Annotated in this window: 14 protein-coding genes and 2 pseudogenes; 13 read left to right on the forward strand and 3 right to left on the reverse strand. The window is 70.7% G+C overall.

Features of this window, described 5'->3' with window-relative positions:
* The first annotated feature begins 8 nt into the window (after positions 1–8).
* The 5 genes from VS93_RS07295 to VS93_RS07315 are packed head-to-tail and all read left to right on the forward strand — an operon-like array spanning position 9 to position 5,418.
* Complete coding sequence (locus VS93_RS07295) at positions 9–1,925, forward strand: molybdopterin biosynthesis protein (RefSeq protein ID WP_201776569.1); 1,917 nt, start codon at positions 9–11, stop codon at positions 1,923–1,925.
* Positions 1,926–1,968: 43 nt separating this feature from the next.
* Positions 1,969–2,874 carry a substrate-binding domain-containing protein gene (locus VS93_RS07300; RefSeq protein ID WP_046469244.1) on the forward strand — a complete coding sequence of 302 codons (906 nt, stop codon included), beginning with the start codon at positions 1,969–1,971 and terminating at the stop codon, positions 2,872–2,874.
* Positions 2,874–3,701, forward strand: coding sequence for a substrate-binding domain-containing protein (locus VS93_RS07305; RefSeq protein ID WP_046469245.1), 828 nt, complete (start codon positions 2,874–2,876; stop codon positions 3,699–3,701). Before VS93_RS07300 ends, VS93_RS07305 begins: the two co-directional genes overlap by 1 nt.
* Positions 3,701–4,357: an ABC transporter permease gene (locus tag VS93_RS07310; protein WP_046469246.1), complete on the forward strand. Its 657-nt coding sequence runs from the start codon at positions 3,701–3,703 to the stop codon at positions 4,355–4,357. Before VS93_RS07305 ends, VS93_RS07310 begins: the two co-directional genes overlap by 1 nt.
* Positions 4,342–5,418 (forward strand): ABC transporter ATP-binding protein, encoded by a 1,077-nt coding sequence (locus tag VS93_RS07315; protein WP_052745577.1) that lies wholly within the window; start codon positions 4,342–4,344, stop codon positions 5,416–5,418. Before VS93_RS07310 ends, VS93_RS07315 begins: the two co-directional genes overlap by 16 nt.
* A 53-nt stretch (positions 5,419–5,471) precedes the next feature.
* On the opposite strand, the gene VS93_RS07320 is transcribed toward VS93_RS07315, so the two are convergent.
* Positions 5,472–6,158, reverse strand: a complete 687-nt coding sequence (locus VS93_RS07320; RefSeq protein WP_046469247.1) for a GntR family transcriptional regulator — start codon at positions 6,156–6,158, stop codon at positions 5,472–5,474.
* Positions 6,159–6,376: 218 nt separating this feature from the next.
* Positions 6,377–6,766 (reverse strand): annotated as a pseudogene (locus VS93_RS33280) (VOC family protein); the annotation flags it as partial.
* A gap of 386 nt (positions 6,767–7,152) precedes the next feature.
* Between VS93_RS33280 and VS93_RS07330 the strand changes: the two are divergent.
* The 6 genes from VS93_RS07330 (at position 7,153) to VS93_RS07350 (ending at position 14,214) form a co-directional block, all read left to right on the forward strand.
* Complete coding sequence (locus VS93_RS07330; RefSeq protein ID WP_156184711.1) at positions 7,153–9,234, forward strand: alpha-ketoacid dehydrogenase subunit alpha/beta; 2,082 nt, start codon at positions 7,153–7,155, stop codon at positions 9,232–9,234.
* A gap of 32 nt (positions 9,235–9,266) precedes the next feature.
* Positions 9,267–10,559, forward strand: coding sequence for a dihydrolipoamide acetyltransferase family protein (locus tag VS93_RS07335; protein ID WP_046469248.1), 1,293 nt, complete (start codon positions 9,267–9,269; stop codon positions 10,557–10,559).
* Between the two features lie 164 nt (positions 10,560–10,723).
* Positions 10,724–10,864, forward strand: a complete 141-nt coding sequence (locus VS93_RS28935; RefSeq protein ID WP_156184712.1) for a hypothetical protein — start codon at positions 10,724–10,726, stop codon at positions 10,862–10,864.
* A complete protein-coding gene (locus VS93_RS07340; protein WP_046469249.1) occupies positions 10,861–12,405 on the forward strand; it encodes a sodium:solute symporter family protein in 1,545 nt (514 codons plus the stop codon). Before VS93_RS28935 ends, VS93_RS07340 begins: the two co-directional genes overlap by 4 nt.
* Entirely contained in the window at positions 12,399–12,986 is a 588-nt protein-coding gene (locus tag VS93_RS07345; RefSeq protein WP_046469250.1) for a hypothetical protein, read from the forward strand. The genes VS93_RS07340 and VS93_RS07345 overlap by 7 nt, the downstream gene beginning before the upstream one ends.
* A 265-nt stretch (positions 12,987–13,251) precedes the next feature.
* Entirely contained in the window at positions 13,252–14,214 is a 963-nt protein-coding gene (locus VS93_RS07350; RefSeq protein WP_201776572.1) for a winged helix DNA-binding domain-containing protein, read from the forward strand.
* An 88-nt stretch (positions 14,215–14,302) separates the two neighbouring features.
* Here the strand turns inward: VS93_RS07350 and VS93_RS07355 are convergent, their stop codons facing one another.
* The gene (locus VS93_RS07355; protein WP_046469251.1) at positions 14,303–14,998 is read right to left on the reverse strand and encodes a type III secretion system chaperone family protein; all 696 of its coding nucleotides are present in this window, start codon (positions 14,996–14,998) and stop codon (positions 14,303–14,305) included.
* A gap of 135 nt (positions 14,999–15,133) precedes the next feature.
* On the opposite strand from VS93_RS07355, the pseudogene tnpA reads away from it, so the two are divergent.
* A pseudogene (tnpA, locus tag VS93_RS07360) lies at positions 15,134–15,579 on the forward strand (IS200/IS605 family transposase).
* Positions 15,579–16,787, forward strand: coding sequence for an RNA-guided endonuclease InsQ/TnpB family protein (locus tag VS93_RS07365; protein WP_046469252.1), 1,209 nt, complete (start codon positions 15,579–15,581; stop codon positions 16,785–16,787). Before tnpA ends, VS93_RS07365 begins: the two are co-directional and overlap by 1 nt.
* Positions 16,788–17,536 lie beyond the last annotated feature (749 nt).

Raw genomic sequence — 17,536 nt, forward strand, 5'->3', positions numbered from 1 at the left:
GAACGCCCGTGCACGACAGTCCCTTCGTGAACGACGTGCCCGCGGACTCGGCGATGGCGGCCTGGCAGCGGGCCCGCGCCGCCACCGGCTGCCCGGAGCGGCTCGACGGGGTCACCCTCGCGCTCGAGGAGGCGGTGGGGCGGGTGACCGCGCTACCGGTCTGGGCCGGCCGTTCGTCGCCGGTCGGCGACGTCGCCGCGATGGACGGTATCGCCGTCCGCTCCGCCGACACCCACGGTGCGTCGGAGACCACGCCGCTCCATCTGAAGCCGGACTCCTACCACGTGGTCGACACGGGGGACCCGATGCCGGACGGCCTTGACGCGGTCGTCATGCGCGAGCACGTGCACCGCGTCGGCGGGGGCGACACCGTGGAGATCCTGGCGGCCGTACCGCCCTACCAGCACGTGCGCTCGATCGGGGAGGACGTCAGCGCGGGCGAGCTGCTGCTGCCCGAGGGGCACCGGCTGCGCCCCGTCGACGTCGCCGCCGCGGCGGCCGCGGGCGCCACCGAGCTGACGGTCCGGCGGCGGCCGAAGGTGGTGGTCATCCCCACCGGCGACGAGATCGTGCCGATCGGGTCGCCGCCGCGTCAGGATCAGATTCTCGACACCAACTCGCTGATGCTGCTCTCCCAGGCGCGCGAGGTGGGCTGCGAGGCGTGGGCGCTGCCGGTCCAGCCCGACGACGTGGCCCGGATCAGCGAGGCGGTCCGCGGCGCGGCCGCCGCTGCGGACCTGGTGGTGGTCGTCGCCGGGTCCAGTGCCGGCCGGGACGACTACACGGCGCGCGTGGTGGCCGAGCTGGGATCGCTCGCCGTGCACGGGGTCGCCGTGCGGCCCGGCCACCCGGTGGTGCTGGGCGCGGTCGAGGCCACCCCGGTGATCGGGGTGCCGGGCTATCCGGTCTCGGCTGCCCTGACGTTCGACATCTTCGCCGCGCCGCTGCTCGCCGAGCTCGAAGGCGCGGCGCCGCCGCACCGGCCGGAGGTCCAGGCCCGGCTCGCCCGGAAGCTGCCGTCCGTCGTCGGCATGGACGACTGGGTCCGGGTGCGCCTGGGAGCGGTGAACGGGCAGGTCGTGGCGACCCCGCTGCCGCGCGGTGCCGGCGTGCTGACCTCGCTGGTGCGGGCGGACGGGCTGCTGGTCGTGCCGGCGGCCGTGGAGGGGCACCAGGCCGGCGAGCGGGTTCCGGTGCAGCTGCTGCGCAGGCTGCCCGAGATCGAGCGCTCGATCGTCGCCATCGGCTCGCACGACCTGGTCCTCGACCTCGCGGCCACGGAGTTGCGCGCCGCCGACCCGACGCTGAGCCTGATGTCGTCCAACGTCGGCTCGCTCGGCGGGCTGGTGGCGCTGCGCGACGGGTTGTGCCACGTGGCCGGTTCGCATCTGCTGCACCCCGCGACGGGGGAGTACACCCTGCCCTACCTGGACGAGATGATGCCTGATCGGGAGCTGGCCGTGGTGCGCCTCGTGCACCGTGATCAGGGGCTGCTGGTGCCGCCCGGGAACCCGGAGGGGGTCACGGGCCTGTCCGACCTCGCTGGGGGGCGCCTGTCCTATGTGAACCGGCAGCGGGGCGCGGGTACCCGGATGCTGCTCGACCACGAGCTGCGCAGGCTGGGGATCGATCCGGCGGGGATCGACGGCTACGCGCGGGAGGAGCCGACGCACCTCGCCGTCGCCGCCGCGATCGCCGCGGGACGGGCGGACTGCGGCCTCGGCATCATGGCGGCCGCGCAGGCGTTCGGGCTGGGCTTCGTTCCGGTGGCACAGGAGCCCTACGACCTCGTGCTGGACGCCGGCGGTCTCGACGACCCGCTCCTCGCACCTCTGTGGGACCTGCTGGAGTCGCCGGACTTCCAGGCGTCGGTGGAGGCGCTCGGCGGCTACAGCACAGCGGAGACTGGTCACCGGATCCGGTAGACTGTATTCTGTACCGGTGGTACAGAAGGTACAGGAAGTCGCGATGGCCGTGGCAGCCGACATCATCGCCGGGCGGATCGGTCCCGGCGCCCCCGTCCCCGCCGTCCGCGAACTGGCCAGGACGGCCGGCTGTTCTCCGGGCACGGCCGCGCGGGCGCACACGATCCTGCGCGAGGCGGGCGTCATCGAGGGATCGCCGCGTTCGCACGCGGTGGTCACGGCCGAGGGTCCGGAACGGGCGGTCGCGATGACGGCCGGCCTCGGCAGCGGTACCGAAGCGGCCCGGCTGTGCGGCAGCGACGATCCCGCGCTCGACCTGCTGCTGTCGACCGCCGGGCCCGCCGTCGAGCGCGTCCCGGCGGGGCGGGGCAGCGTCGCGGGGCTGGGGATGCTCGCCCAGGGCACCGCCGACGCGGCCGCGGTGCACCTCCGCGACGCGCGCACGGGCCGCGCCAACGACACGTTCGCGCGGCGCGTCCTCGGGGGCCGGCCCGCGACCCTCGTCCACCTGTGGAGCCGCGAGCAGGGCCTCGTGGTGCCGAAAGGGAACCCGCTGGGGATCGCGGGGGTCGCCGATCTCAACGGCGCCGCTCTGGCCGTGCGGGCACCGGGAACCGGGTCGCGCCTGCTGCTGAACCGGCTGCTCCGCGAGGAGGGGGTCACTCCCGGGCAGGGCGGCGAGGTGTGCGAGTCGCACTTCGGGGTCGCCGCCGCCGTGGCCACGGGGGCCGCCGACGCGGGTCTGGCCGTCCGCGCGGTGGCCGACGCCGTCGACGCGGACTTCCTGCCGATCGAGTGGGAGGACTTCGAACTCGCCACCGGCCCGGACTCCGCGGGGCTGCTCGCTCCGCTGCTCGACGTACTCACAACGGGGGCATTCCGGAATCGGCTGGCCGACATGGCGGGCTACGACGCGCGCCGTGCCGGCGACATGCGGGAGGCAGCGTGATGAGAACGGCGTCCGGGGCGGTAGCGGCAGCGGCGGTCCTGGCGGCGGCGGGATGCTCGTCCGGGGACGCGGAGGAGAGCACGGTCGGTGCCGGGGGCGACGTGGTGCTGGCGACCACGACGAGCACCCAGAACTCGGGGCTGCTCGACGAGATCCTCCCGATGTTCGAGGAGAACAGCGACTGCACCGTGAAGACGGTGGCGGTCGGTTCCGGGCAGGCCATGGAGATGGGCGAGCGGGGCGACGCCGATGTCCTGCTCGTGCACTCGCCGGAGGCCGAGGAGCGGTTCATGGCCGACGGGCACGGGTCCAGCCGCGAGCCGGTCATGCACAACGACTTCGTCCTCCTCGGACCACCGGACGACCCCTCCGGGCTCGCCGAGGCGGACGACGCGGCCGCGGCGCTGGCCGAGGTCGCAGAGGACGAGGCGCTGTTCGCCTCGCGCGGCGACGACTCCGGTACGCACGCCAAGGAGCTGTCCCTGTGGGAGGAGGCCGGCATCGAGCCGGGCGGTTCGTGGTACGTCGAGACCGGCCAGGGCATGGGGGAGACCCTGACGGTCGCGAGCCAGAAGCAGGCCTACACGCTCTCGGACCGCGGAACGTTCCTGGCCACCAGCGGCCTGGAGTCCGAGATCGCCTTCGAGGGGACCGAGGACCTGAACAACGACTACCACGTGGTCGTCGTCGACCACGAGGGGACGAACACCGGTTGCGCGGAGGAGTTCTCCGGCTGGATCCGCGGCGAACCCGTACAGCGGGCGATCGCCGGTTTCGGCGTCGACGAGCACTCCGAGCCGCTGTTCTTTCCCGACGCACTGGACTGATGAGCGAGACGGTCTATGAGGTGCTGGCGCGCTCCGCGGTCGTGTCCTTGAGCGCGGCGGCGATCGCCTCGCTGGTCGGGATCTCGCTCGGGACCGCGCTGGCGCTCACCCGGGCGGGCGGGCGCAGGTTCCTGGTCGCCGTGGTCAACACCGGCATGGCGGTTCCGACGGTCGTCGTCGGGCTGGGCGTGGCGCTGCTGCTGTGGCGCAGCGGCCCCCTAGGCGGTCTCGGGCTGATCTACACTGTGCGCGGCATGATCATCGCCCAGGCGCTGATCGCCATACCGCTGATCACGGCGATCACGATGGCGGCGCTGCGCATGCTCCCCCCGGAGCTGCCGGAGCAGCTTCGCTCGCTCGGGGCCAACCGCGCGCAGCTGGTGCTGCGCATGTGGCTCGAAGCCCGGCTGCCGCTGCTCGCCGCCGCGGCGGCCGGGTTCGGGACGGCGATCTCGGAGGTGGGCGCCGCCACGATCGTCGGCGGCAACATCCACGGCCATACGCAGGTGATGACGACCGCGATCGTGGAGAGCGTGAGCCGCGGCGACTTCGGGGTCGCGATCGTCTACGGCCTGATCCTTCTGGGCCTGGCGTTCCTCGTCAACGGCCTGCTGGCCTCGGTGCAGCGAAGGGGGGCCGCGTGGGCGCGGAGCTGAGCGTGCGCGGTCTCCGGCACTTCCGGGGCGGCCGCGAGGTACTGCGGGTGGGCGAACTCGATGTGCAGCGCGGCGCGCGGCTGTGCGTCCTCGGCCCCAATGGGGCGGGCAAGACCACCCTGCTGCGGCTGCTCGCCGCCGTCGAGATGCCGCACCGCGGCCGGGTCACCGTCGGCGGGGTGCGCACCACCGACGGCGGGGTGGAGCTGCGGCGCCGGGTGGCGTATGCGACGCAGCGTCCGGCGCTGCTGTCCACCAGCGTCCGGTGCAACGTCGAGCTGCCGCTGCGCTGGCGGAAGGTGCCGCGGGACAGGCGGGGCGGCCTCGCCCTCCACGCGCTGGAGCGGCTGCGCGTCGCGCACCTGGCGGACCGCCCCGCGGCCGCGCTCTCCGGAGGAGAACAGCAGCGGGTCAGCCTGGCGCGTGCGCTCGCCGTCGAGCCGGCCGTGCTGCTGCTCGACGAGCCGGCAGCGGGCCTGGACGCCCAGTCGCGCCTGGCGTTCCTCGCCGATCTCGACCAGGCCCTGGCTGATCGCACCACCACGGTCGTGCACGTCTCGCACCGCCCGGAGGAGGCGATGCGGCTGGCGGACCGGGTGGTGGCCCTTTTCGACGGGCGCGTGCACCAGACCGGAACCCCCGAGTTCCTCACCCGGCACCCGGTCGACGGCAGTGTGGCCGCGCTGGTCGGCTACGACAACCTCGTCGACGCTTTCGTCGAGGCGGACGGCGGCGTGTCCGTGGACGGGGTCCCCACCGGACTCGGCTGCAGCGGTCCCGCCGGTCCCGCGACGGTCGCCGTTTTCGCCAACGGTGTGCGGGTGGCGGGGGAGGGGGATCCGGGGGTGCCCGTGCACGTCTGCCAGGTCGCCCCCGGTCCGGGGTACTGGACGGTGACACTCGACGGCGCGGTGCCGCTGCTCGCGAAGGTGCGGCTCGACCGTCCCCCTCCGCCGGCGGGCGAGCAGGCGCGGGTGGTCTTCGACCCGGCGCTCAGCGTCGTGCTGCCGAAGTCGGCCGGTTCCGCTCCGCCCTGCGGTGAGCCGGGGGCGGGGGGCTGAGCACGCCACTGCCCGATGCGGCCGGCGGATCCCGCGGGCCTTCGCCGCCGGGGTCAGCCGTAGCCGTCCTCAGAGAAGAGCTCCGGGTGCTTCGACAGTTCGAGGCGGGTCCGGCGGATGTGTCCGGTGAGGAAGCGCTCGGCGTCGATGGTGTCCGCTCGCTTGACGGCCTCGATGATCAGGCGGTGTTCAGCGTAGATCAGCTGCCAGCCGCTCGTGTCGATGATCCGCGCGAAGGCGCGGCGGTAGTGCTGGGTGCTGTTCCAGAACCGGTCGATCATGGTGTTGAGCTGATCGATCCGGCAGCCGGCGTAGGTGGCGAGGTGGAGCTCCTTGTCGAGGCTGAGGAAGCGGTCGATGTCGTCGCTGCCCTCGATCTCCTGCTGGATCTGTTCGAGGCGCTCCACGGCCGCCGGAGTGAGGCGGGGGATGCTCTCGGCCAGGGCGAGCGGTTCGACGCGCTCGCGGATCTTGTAGACCCCGTCGCACTCGGAGAGGTCCATCTTCGACACCCACGCGCCGCTGTTGGACTTGAGGACGGTCAGTCCTTCGGCCGCGAGGATCCGCAGCGCTTCGCGGACGGGCAGCCGACTCGCCCCGAGCGCGGAGGCGACCTCTTCCTGCATGATCCGCGTGCCCGGCCTCAGCTCGCCGCTGAGGATCGCGTCTCGCAGGTAGTCGGCCACCCGTTGACTCGCCACGGTCGGCGGACTCGAGGTGGCGGTTGCCTTCTTGGACATGGCCCTCCCCGGGCGTGACTAGCGGTCGCTCCGGTCATCAGGCTGCCACAGTAGGACGGAGGCGTTCTCGGCGTAGGCCTTGCCGCCGGGGTAGGACACCAGTTCGAGCTGCATCCCCCACGGCGACAGGAAGTACACCCAGCGCTGTCCTCCGCTCGGGCCGGAGCTGGCGGTGGCTCGCCCAGGATCCGCACCCCGTGACCGCGCAGGTGAGCGACCGCCGCATCGATGTCTTCGACGTAGAACGCCAGGTGGTGGCCGCCGACATCGCTGTTGCGGGGCGGCTGCGGGTTCCGCTCGGGCGCGTCGTACTCGAAGATCTCGAAGTTCGGGCCGTTGGCGCATCGGAAGAAGCGGAGTTCGCGCATCACCGTGCGCGGGTGCACGTTGAGGCGGTCGGACATCCACGAGTCATCGGAGTGGAACGGGCCGAGCGAGTACACGAAGTCGCATCCGATCACGTCGACGAAGAACCTCGTCGCCTCTTCGAGGTCGGGGACAGTGAAGCCCACGTGCTCGACCCCGGTCAGTCCCGGCAGACCACCGGATCTCCGGCCGCTCATCGGGCGAACACCTCCCGCTGCGGTTCCTACCGAATATGGATCCATATTTTGGCTCCGGCGGCAAGTATCATGCGTTGATGCCTGAATAGTCAATGATCAGAGGTCTTGAAATATAACGTCTGAATAACTTGGCTTTACTGTGGATCCATGTCGCTGTCAGTGTGATGCCTGTCTCACTGGAGTCCGAAGTGGCCGTCCAGAGCGCAGTCCGGCAGACGCCGCCGGCTGCCGGACAGGCTTCGTCACCAAGGAGGCAGTGATGCCGGAGAAACGGGTCGCGGCCCTCGCCGGACCCTGTCAGACCGGAGCCGAGACGAGCGGAGCGGTGTGCTCATGCCCACACACAAGAAACTGGTTCCGGCGGCGCCTGGGTCGAGGTCGCGGCGACGAAAAAGGACTGGCACGCCGCCGAGCCGCGGCTCCTGCTGTCGATGTTCGCCCAGATCCTGCTGATCCGGACCTTCGAGGAGTACGTTCTCGAACTCGCCCGCCAGGGCTTGGTCCACGGGCCGGTGCACTCCAGTGTCGGTCAGGAGGGCGGCGCCGTAGGTGCCATGCTGCCGCTGACCGGGGCCGATTTCGTCAACGGTTCCCACCGCGGACACCACCAGTTCCTCGCCAAGGCGCTCGGCTACGTGGCACCGGAAGGCATCGACCCGCGTGCGCCGGTGACGGAGGAGGTCCGCACCGTCCTGTCGCGCAGTCTGGCGGAGATATGCGGCCTGGCGAAGGGCTTCTGCCGCGGCCGCGGCGGCTCGATGCACCTGCGATGGAGAGAGGCCGGGGCGATGGGGACCAACGCCATCGTCGGCGGCGGCGTACCCCAGGCAGCGGGTTTCGGCTGGGCCGGCCGGCACGCCGGGACCGACGCCGTCTCGGTGACGTGCTTCGGCGACGGAGCCGTGAACATCGGCTCGGTGCTGGAGACGCTGAACCTGGCCGCGGCCTGGCGGCTTCCCGTCTGCTTCCTCATCGAGAACAACCAGTACGCGGTCTCCACCCACGTCAACGAGGCGACGGCGGAGCCCCGCCTGTCGGCGCGCGGACTGGGGTTCAACATCCCCAGCTGGCGGGTGGACGGCATGGATCCCCTCGCGGTGCACACGGCGATGACCGAAGCCGTGCACCACATGCGTGCGGGCAGCGGGCCGACGATCATCGAGGCGGACGTCTACCGCTACTTCCACCAGAACGGCCCCTTCCCGGGTAGCGCGTTCGGGTACCGCACCAAGGACGAGGAGCAGGAGTGGAGGCGGCGCGACCCGCTCGCCCTCGTCTGCGGCCACATAACCCAGCGGGACATCCTGAGCGCCGAACAGGTCGAGGCCTGCGTGACGCAGGCGAAAGCCACCATGGTCGAGATCGGGGAGGAGTTCCTGGAACCCGACCCGGACGGCAGGCCGGGGCAGCGCAGGATCAGACCCGGCGAGTGGCCCGACCCGGCCTTCTGCGATGTCGGCATCCGGGGAGACCTCAGCGAGTTCTCCGGCGCCCGTCTCGCCGACCGCGACACCTTCACCGGACGGATCGCCGAACGCACGTTCATCGACGTCGTCTCCGAGGTCATGCGCCGGCGCATGACCGAAGACGGCACGATCGTCGTCATGGGCGAGGACGTCCACCGCCTCAAGGGCGGCACGAACGGTGCCACCAAGGGACTGGCCGAAGCGCACCCCGACCGGGTTCTCGGCACACCGATCAGCGAGAACGCCTTCGCCGGGCTCGGCTGCGGAATCGCGCTGGACGGCCGCTACACACCGGTCGTGGAGTTCATGTACGCCGACTTCATGTGGGTCGCCGCGGACCAGATCTTCAACCAGATCGGCAAAGCGCGGCACATGTTCGGCGGAGACGGCGACGTTCCGTTCGTTCTGCGCAGCAAGGTCGCCATGGGCACCGGCTACGGCTCCCAGCACTCCATGGACCCCGCCGGGATCCTCGCCACAGCCCCCGGCTGGCGGATCGCGGCCCCGTCCACGCCCTTCGACTACGTGGGCCTCATGAACAGCGCCCTCAGATGCAAGGACCCCGTGGTCGTCATCGAACACGTCGACCTCTACGCCTCGGTCGGCGATGGCCCCGTGGACGACCTCGACTACTGCCTGCCCGTGGGGAAGGCCGCGATCCGCCGCACGGGCGGGGACGTCACCGTCCTCTCCTACCTGGCGATGACGAACTTCGTCCTCGAAGCCGTCGGCGAACTCGGCGCCGTCGACGCGGAGGTCGTCGATCTGCGGTGGCTGGACCGGGCCGGCGTCGACTGGGACACCATCGGCGCGAGCATCCGCAAGACCAACAACGTCCTCATCGCCGAACAGGGCCCGGTGGGCACCTCCTACGGATCCTGGCTCGCAGACGAGATCCAGCGCCGGTACTTCGACTGGCTGGACCAGCCCGTCCAGCGTGTCCACGGCGGTGAGGCCGCCCCGAGCATCAGCAGGGTGCTGGAGCGGGCCGCCATCGCGGGAACGGACGACATCGTCAGTCGGCTCGTGCAGATCACGAGTCACTGACCCCTCCCCACCCCCTTCCCAGGAGGGACACCATGGCCGAGCTTCTCCGTATGCCCGAAGTCGCCGCCGCCAGCACCGACGCGATCCTGTCCTCCTGGAACGTCGTCGAAGGCGGCGGGTTCGCCGAGAACGACGCGATCGCCGTCATCGAAACGGACAAGGCCGAGGTCGAGATCACCGCGGAAGCCGACGGTGTCCTGCTCACGGCCCTGTGCTCCGAGGGGGCCGAAGTCCCGGTCGGTGGTCCGATCGCTGTCCTGGGGTCCGCGGACGAAAAGGCCGGAGACCTCGATGCGCTGTTCGCTGAGCTCGGCGTGGCCGGGCTGGCGGAGACCGCGACCGCCCGCAGAGAAGTGCCCGACCCTCCCGCGGCCGGCACCGCTGCCCGCGGTGCCGAGCCGGCACCCAGGGCCACCGACGGCGCGGCCGACGATCGCGGCGTCAGGATCTTCATCAGCCCGCTGGCCAGGCGCATGGCCCGGGATGTGGGGCTGGCGATCGAAACCATCACCGGTACCGGCCCGGGCGCGCGCATCGTCCGGCGGGACGTCGAGGCGGCCATCGCCGCCCAGACCAAGGGGACCGAACAGGACGGGGAACCGGCGGAACCCGCCGAGGCCGCCACGACCACGTCGGCTCCGAGCGGAGCCTACGAGGAGGTCCCCCACTCACGGATGCGGACGGCGATCGCCGCGCGGCTCGCCGAGAGCAAGCGCACCGCGCCGCACTTCTACGTCCGCGCCAGGTGCAGGGCGGACGCGCTGCTGGAGTTGCGAGAGCGGATCAACGCAGCGAGCCCGGTCAGGGTCTCCGTCAACGACATGCTGGTCAAGGCCGTCGCCAAGGCGCACACTCTGGTACCGGAGATGAACGTGGCCTGGGACTCCGAGGCCGTCCGCCGGTTCACCGCCGTCGACATATCGGTCGCCGTCACCACCGACAACGGCCTGGTGACCCCGGTGCTGCGCGGTGTCGAGGCGATGCCGGTCTCGGCGGTCGCCACCCGGGTCCGCGACTACACCGACAAGGCCGGATCCGGAGGGCTCCGGCAGTCCGACCTCGAAGGCGGCTCGATCACCGTCTCGAACCTCGGCATGTTCGGCGCCGAGGAGTTCGCCGCCATCATCAACCCGCCGCAGGCAGCGGTCCTGGCCGTCGGCGCGCTCCAGGAGGAGGCTCTCGTCATCGACGGCGCGGTCGAAGTCGCCACGACCGTCCACCTCGTCCTGTCCGCCGACCACCGCCCGGTCGACGGCGTGCTCGCCGCCCGGTGGATCACCACGTTGAAGGCGGTCATCGAAGACCCGTTCCAGATCCTCGTCTGACGTCAACCCCCGAAAACGCGCGGAGACGACGGCGGAGCCGCGGCGCACCGCCCGGCCGCGCGCACGGCCGGACCGGTACGCGCGTGCGGCGCCTCCCATGGGGCTCTTTCAGCCCCACGACCACACCCACCCCTCGTCCACTTGAGGCCATCCGGAGGAACACAGTGAACACTCTGCTCGTGTCCGCCCTCGCCATGGGCGCGTACCTGCTCTTAATGCTGGTCTGGCTGCACTACGACGAACGGCGGCCCACCGCCGGGAACGAGGCCGGAAAAGGCGCCGACGCAGGGGGGTGGCCCCAATGACGGTCGTCGCCTGGGGATGGATCTACCTCGCCGGCTTCGTCGGGCTGATGTTCTACTTCGGCTACGTGGGCATGCGACGCACCCACAGCGCCGACTCCTACGCCACCGCCCGCGGTTCCTACATAGGGCCCGTACTCGGGCTGAGCTACATGGCCATGATCGCCAGCGGCGCGACCTTCATGGGTGTTCCCGGGATCGCCTACGAGTCGGGGTTCAAGGGCGCCTACGTCGCGCTGCTGTATCCGATCGGCGCCTACATCGGCACGATGCTCATCGCGCGCCGCCTGAAGAGAAGCGGAGACCGCCTGGGCTCGGCGACGATCCCCGACTTCCTGGGCGACCTCTACCGAAGTCCCGTCGTCCGGGCCGTCGCGGCCCTGATGTCACTGTTCCTGATCTACTACCTCATGGCGCAGCTGGCGGCCTCCGGCCAGCTGTTCGAGACGCTCATGGGCATCCCGTACCAGTACGGGCTCCTGGTCGTCATCGGCATCCTGATGGTCTACATGACCATAGGCGGCAGCCACAGCGACATCATCACCGACGCCGTCCAGGGATTCTTCATGCTCGTCATCGCGGGCATTGTCGCGGGGGCGTTCTTCGTCGGGTTCGGGGTCGACGGATTCGGCCCCGGCGCGGTCAACGCGGCCCTGCCCGAGGTGATGCGCTGGGACGTGCACACCGATCCCGCCAACCCCAGCTTCGCGAACTGGTGGATGATCATCGCGGTGCTCGTGTCGCACCTCGGTTTCATAGCGCTGCCGCACCTCGGCAACAAGTTCTTCGCGCTGCGGGGAACCGCCCAGGTCCGCCAGTTCGTCGTCACATCGAGCCTCGCCGGGTTCGTGGTGAGTTTCCTGTTCCTGGGCGGCATACTCGCGCGGGCCATCGGGGTGGAACCCGACCACCCCGACGCGGTGGTACCGACGTTGTTCATCGAGATGCTGCCGTCCTGGATGGCGGCGCTGCTCAGCATCGCGATTCTCTCGGCGATCCTGTCGACCTCCGACGGCCTGCTGATGAGCATCTCGCAGATCTTCGCCAACGACCTGTACCGCAAGACCTGGGTGCCATGGCGCGGCCAGGACCCCAAGGACCCGCGGGTGGACCGCCGCTCTCTCTTGGTGGGGCGGATCGGCGTGCTCCTCGCCGGCTTCGTCGCCGCGGCCGCCGTATGGACGCCGCCGGAGCTGCTCGTCATCTGGATGTGGCTCGGACTGGGAGGCATCATCTCGGCGCTGACCGGGCCCGTGTTCCTCGGCGTGTGGTGGCGCGGCGCGAACACGGCCGGGGCGCTCGGCGGCGCTCTCACCGGCTTCCTCGTCTACCTGGCCGTTCACATGGGGCCGCAGTTCGGCCTCTACGCCGGGTGGTACCCGCTGAGCGACAACCCCTTCGCCTCCACAGTGGTCGGAATGGCCGCCGGCTTCCTGGGGTGCTGGCTGTGGAGCCGGATCGGCGCTCCTCTTCCCGAACAGCACATGGCGATGGTGCGTTCGGCGGAGACCGTCGCCGAGAGGGGAGGGGAGCAGGCATGGTGACGCAGCCTGCCGTGCGGATCCGGACAATCGCGGTGGACCACGGGCCGGAGCGTTCCCGCCGACTGGTCCGGCGCCGCTCCGGATGGCTGTTGCGCCGGCTCGCCGGAAGGCGGCAGCCGCCCCGCGTGTGCGGGGATCTCTACTGGCCGGTCGATCTCGCGGTCGCGGCCGCGATGATCGAGCTCCCGTTCCGCGCGGCCCGGTCGGCCCGCGTCGCCCTCGCCCGTGACGCGGTCACCGGTCGCCTCGGCGTCGTCGACGTCGCGCTGCGGGAACGGGAGGAGACCTCGGCGGCGCCCGGCGAGCTGGTCGCGGCAGTGGCGGCGGCGGATGACGAGGCATGGTTGGAGTTCGCTCGCGACCAGGTCGTACGCCGTTACCGCCCCTCCGGCTTGGTGGGCCTTGAGCTGTGCGAACGCGAACGCGTGTACGTGCCGTACCACGTTGTGGCCGAGGGCGATTCGACTTTCCTGGTCGACCGGCTGATGCACCGCGTGGAGCCGGCGCGGTCCCTCCGCGGGGAAGCCGAGGAGACGGTCGCCTCGGGAGGAGGCGGCGCGCACGCCCCGCCGGAGCGGTGAGCCCTTCTCCGCGGGCTGCGTTCACGGGTGCCGCGGCTCCGCCCCGACCGGAGCGGTCCGCCGCTTCGCGGGGCCGCGGGCACTCGCCCGGCCCCGCGACGGGACCGGACGCGCCTACTATGGCCAGTGTGGGTATCTCGGTCACGCGTGGGCAGGTTCTCGGTTTCCGGGTGCGGGCCCAGCAGTTGGAGCGGGAGTCCGGCCGACTGGCCGACACCGCGGTGCTGGATGCGGGCGTGCAGGACACCGGCCCGGACGGCGGGCTGTGGGCGCTGGCGATCCGCGGCGTGGACGTGTCGAAGCCTCCGACGCGGAGTTGGCCACGGCCTGGACAATCCGCGGGGCGCCGCACGTCTACCGCCGTGCGAACCTGCCGCAGGTGGCCGCCGCGGTCTGGCCGTTCTCCGAGGCCGACGCCGCCAAGCGCATCTACGACGCGGCCAAGCCGCTGAAGGAGGCAGGTATCGGCGCGCTCGACGCGCTGGAGGCGGTCGCGGCGGCGATGCGGTCGGTGGTGACCGAGCCCATGGTCAAAGGCGAGGTCTCCACGCGGATGACCTCCCTGATGGACCGGCCGTACCTGCGGTACTGCCGTCCCTGCCAGGCTACGCACCTGTACGAGATGCCGTTCCGGCTCGCGGCGCTGCGTGCCGGGCTGGAGCTGCAGGCTGGCACGTCGCCGCCGGTACTGCGGTCCATTCCCGGCTTCGAGCGGGCAGTCGAGGTGCCGCAGCACTACGAGGTCGTTCGCAGCTACCTGCGCCTGTGCGGGCCCGCCACACCGAAGCACGTCGCCGACTACCTCGACGCGCCGGTCAAGGAGATCAAGGCCCGCTGGCCCTCCGACACCGTCGAGGTCTCGGTCGACGGGCAGACCAGGTGGCTGCTGGCGATCGACGCCGACGGGCTCGCGGCGGGACCGGCGAGGACGACACGGCTGCTCGGTCCCTACGACCTGTTCCTGCAGGCGAAGGACCGGTCCCTGCTGGTCGGCGACCCGGCGCGCGCCAAGGCCCTGTGGCCGGTGCTGGGTCGGCCCGGCGCCGTACTCGCCGATGGCGAGATCGTGGGGACGTGGCGGCCGCGCGCATCCGGGAGGAAACTGAAGGTGCGCGTCGAACTGTGGACCGGTGCTCCGGCGTCGGTACGCGGCGACGTGGCGGAGCAGGCCGAGCGGCTGGCGGAGTACCGGCGCACCGAGCTGTCCGGCGTCGAGTTCGCCGACTGAGGTCCCTCCCCTTCCTCCTTGCTCCTGCGGAATCCGGGCCTTCGGCGCGTCTTGGTCCAAACGCTGGGAAGGAGTGATCTCCGCGAGCTCAGTGCCTGTGCTGCTCCCAGACGCCGACAGGGATCCGTTCGAGGACGTCGATCAGGTGATCGGCGGCTTCGAGGGCGTAGTCGGGATCCAGCCGGATGCTCTCCCAGGTGACCAGGTGGTCGCCGGTGAAGCGGAGGGGAACCCGGCGGCCCGGCGGCTGGGCGAGCAGCCACGTCCTGAGCTCCTCGCTCAGCACGGAACGGGCGAAGTCGTCGTCGTCGGCGGTCACCCGGAAGGCGTCGTCGAAACGCGGATCGCCGATCCGCAGGTCGTGCATGCCGATGAGGTTCAGCAGCACGTGTCCGAAGTGCTGCTCCTTGATCTCCAGCACGGGGGTGGGGGCCGGCGTGGCCACCGCCGCGATCCGGTGGCGGTGCGTGGTGCTCGTGGTGCTCTGCCCGTTGTGGCTGCGCTTGGTGTAGCGGTGCTCGTAGAGGAGCACCCGGTGGCCGCGGTGGGAGCCGGAGAGCACGTGGTCGGCGCTGCGGCTTGAACCGCCGCGGTCGAACGGGTCCCCCGGGAAGTGGTCGACCAGGTCGGGGCGCCGCTCGTCGTACCTCCACCCGTGTCGCCCGGCCCACGCGGTCAGTTCCTTGACCTTCTTGCTGTGGGCCCCCGCGGCCATGCACATTATGGCGATGGCGATCGCCGGGCCGAGGATGAAGAGCACGACGGGGAATGCGGACTCGTCCATCGAATCCTCCTGAGGGGGCCACCGGTTTTAGTCGGTGGGGGAATCAGGCCTTCCGCGTAGCGGGTCAGGAAAAGCCGATTCGCCGCTAGGCGGACCGGCGCCCACCCCAGACCACGCCTGGTAGACCTGTCTGGCATGTATACTACTCGTGTGTCTGTGGCTCGGAAGGTTCGCCGGTTCTCCGGGGGCGTGTACGACTTGGGATTGCACGTGGTGTGGTGCTCGAAGTACCGCCGCCCGGTCATCGGTGGACGCGTCGCACACCGCCTGGAAGAACTCATCAGGCCAAGGCCGACGAGCGCGGGTGGGAGGTCATTGCCCTTGAGGTGATGCCCGACCAGGTGCACCTGTTCGTCAAGCACGACCCGAAAGCATCGGCGTCGTATGTGGCCAACCAGTTCAAGGGGTACACCTCGCGCGTGTTGCGCGAGGAGTTTCCGCACCTGAAATCCAAGCTGCCCACTCTGTGGTCGTCGTCGTACTTCGCCGCCTCGGTCGGAGCCGTATCCGCTGACACCGTCCAGCGGTACATCGATACCCAGTGGGAACGCCCGTGGAGGAAGCGCGAGGAGGACGCATAGTGCACCGCGCTTACAAGTTCCTCCTTCGCCCGACCAAGCGGCAGCAGGCGGCATTGAGGGGAATGCTGGCCGACCACCGGTCGCTGTACAACGCTGCGCTGCAAGAACGACGCGACGCCTACGCCCACGCATCCACGACGCCTATCACCTACGGCGACCAGTCCGCCCAGCTCAGGGAGATCCGCGCGTTCGACCCCGAACGCCAGGGCCGCTGGTCGTTCTCTTCCCAGCAGGCCACCTTGCGACGGCTGGACAAAGCCTTCCAAGCGTTCTTCCGACGTGTGAAAGCTGGCCTCAAGCCCGGCTACCCCCGGTTCAAGGGGGCTGGTCGCTTCGACACCGTGGTCTTTCCCAAGGACGGCGACGGGTGCCGGTGGGACTCCACCCCCGAGGACCCGGTGAGGCGGGTGCGGTTCCGGGGTGTCGGGCACGTGCGTGTCCACCAGCACCGCCCGCTCAAGGGCCGGGTGAAGACGATCAGCGTCAAGCGGGAAGGCAAGCGCTGGTTCGTCGTCCTGGCCTGCGATGAGGTTCCCGCCGAACCGCTGGAGCCGACCGGGCGCGTCACCGGGATCGACATGGGGGTGGCATCGTTCACCACCACATCCGAGGGCGAGCGCATCCCAAACCCTCGGTTCCTTCAACGGTCGGCGGACAAGCTGGCCAACGCGCAACGTGACCTCGCCAGGTTTCCCCGGGTAAAGGCGGAGAACCGGACCCGCAAGCACAACGCCGCTCAAGCGAAGGTGTCGCGGCTGCATGCCAAGGTGCGCCACCAGCGCCTGGATCACCACCACAAGACCGCGCTCGACCTGGTGCGCCGGTTCGAGACGATCGCACACGAGCAACTGAACATCGCGGGCATGACCAAGGTGCCTGCACCCAAACCCGACCCGGACGGCGGTTACCTGCCCAACGGCGCCGTCGCCAAATCTGGGTTGAACAAGAGCATCCTGGACACGGGTTGGGGATTGTTCCTGGGAATCCTCGCGCACAAGGCTGCAAGGGCCGGTCGCGAGCTGTTCCCGGTGGATGCCCGCAACACCTCGCGCACCTGCCCCCGCGAACTGTGCGGGCACGTTAGTGCGGACAACCGCCCCACCCAGGAAAAGTTCCGCTGTTCCCGGTGCGGCTACACAGAGCACGCCGACCGGGTGGCAGCGATCAACGTAGGAATCAGGGCCGGGCTGGTCCTTCCTGCCGCCTGAACGACGCCAGGAGAAGCCCGCCGCTTTAGCGGTGGGAGAAGTCACGAGGGCCTTTCGTCGCTCGCGGGGGCCTCATCGCGGGACGCCGCGATCCGGAGGCGGGTTCCGGCCGGGCCGGCACCTGCGGTCAGGGGTAGGGAACGTCCTGCTCCAGCGGCGGCCGGAGCGCCCCGCCGGGCCGCGGCACGGCACTTGGGGCACACCCGCCGCCCCTCGCCGACCGGGCCGCCGGATTCGGGGAACGCGCCCATTCACGGTACACGGCTGAATCGGGTCAGCCGCGAACGGCCCGACGCCGGTCCGCGCAGGGTCTGGTTCCGGCCCGGCCGCCAGGCGTGTGTCTCTCCTGACGGCAGGCGCACACCGCCCTCATCCCCACTCGCCCGACGCCGCGACCGAGGGGTCCCCGTGTGCCGGCATCGCGCTCCTCCCGTCCACGAGAGGTTGCGCCCGTCCGGGGCCATGAGACCGCGGTACCGCACCGCCCCTCCGCACGGCCGGTCCTCCAACCAGCAGGGACAAAAGAACGAGACGTACGGGGGCTCCGCACGCCCCGGCCGTCCGTGTGGATCATGCCCCGGAAGGAGGCACTGTCGCATCGCTCGGCGAAGGCGCGCCGGTGACAGCACGGCCGGATGGTTCGCGGTCCACTGGGCCCGATATTGCCTCGGGCCGGCCAGGTAGGTTCTCCGCGGGATGCTCGTGGCCGTTGGAACCTCCCGGCGGGTGGGTAGTACCCGGTAGGACCA

This window comes from Allosalinactinospora lopnorensis (assembly GCF_000981225.1).
Classification (GTDB): Bacteria; Actinomycetota; Actinomycetes; order Streptosporangiales; family Streptosporangiaceae; genus Allosalinactinospora; species Allosalinactinospora lopnorensis.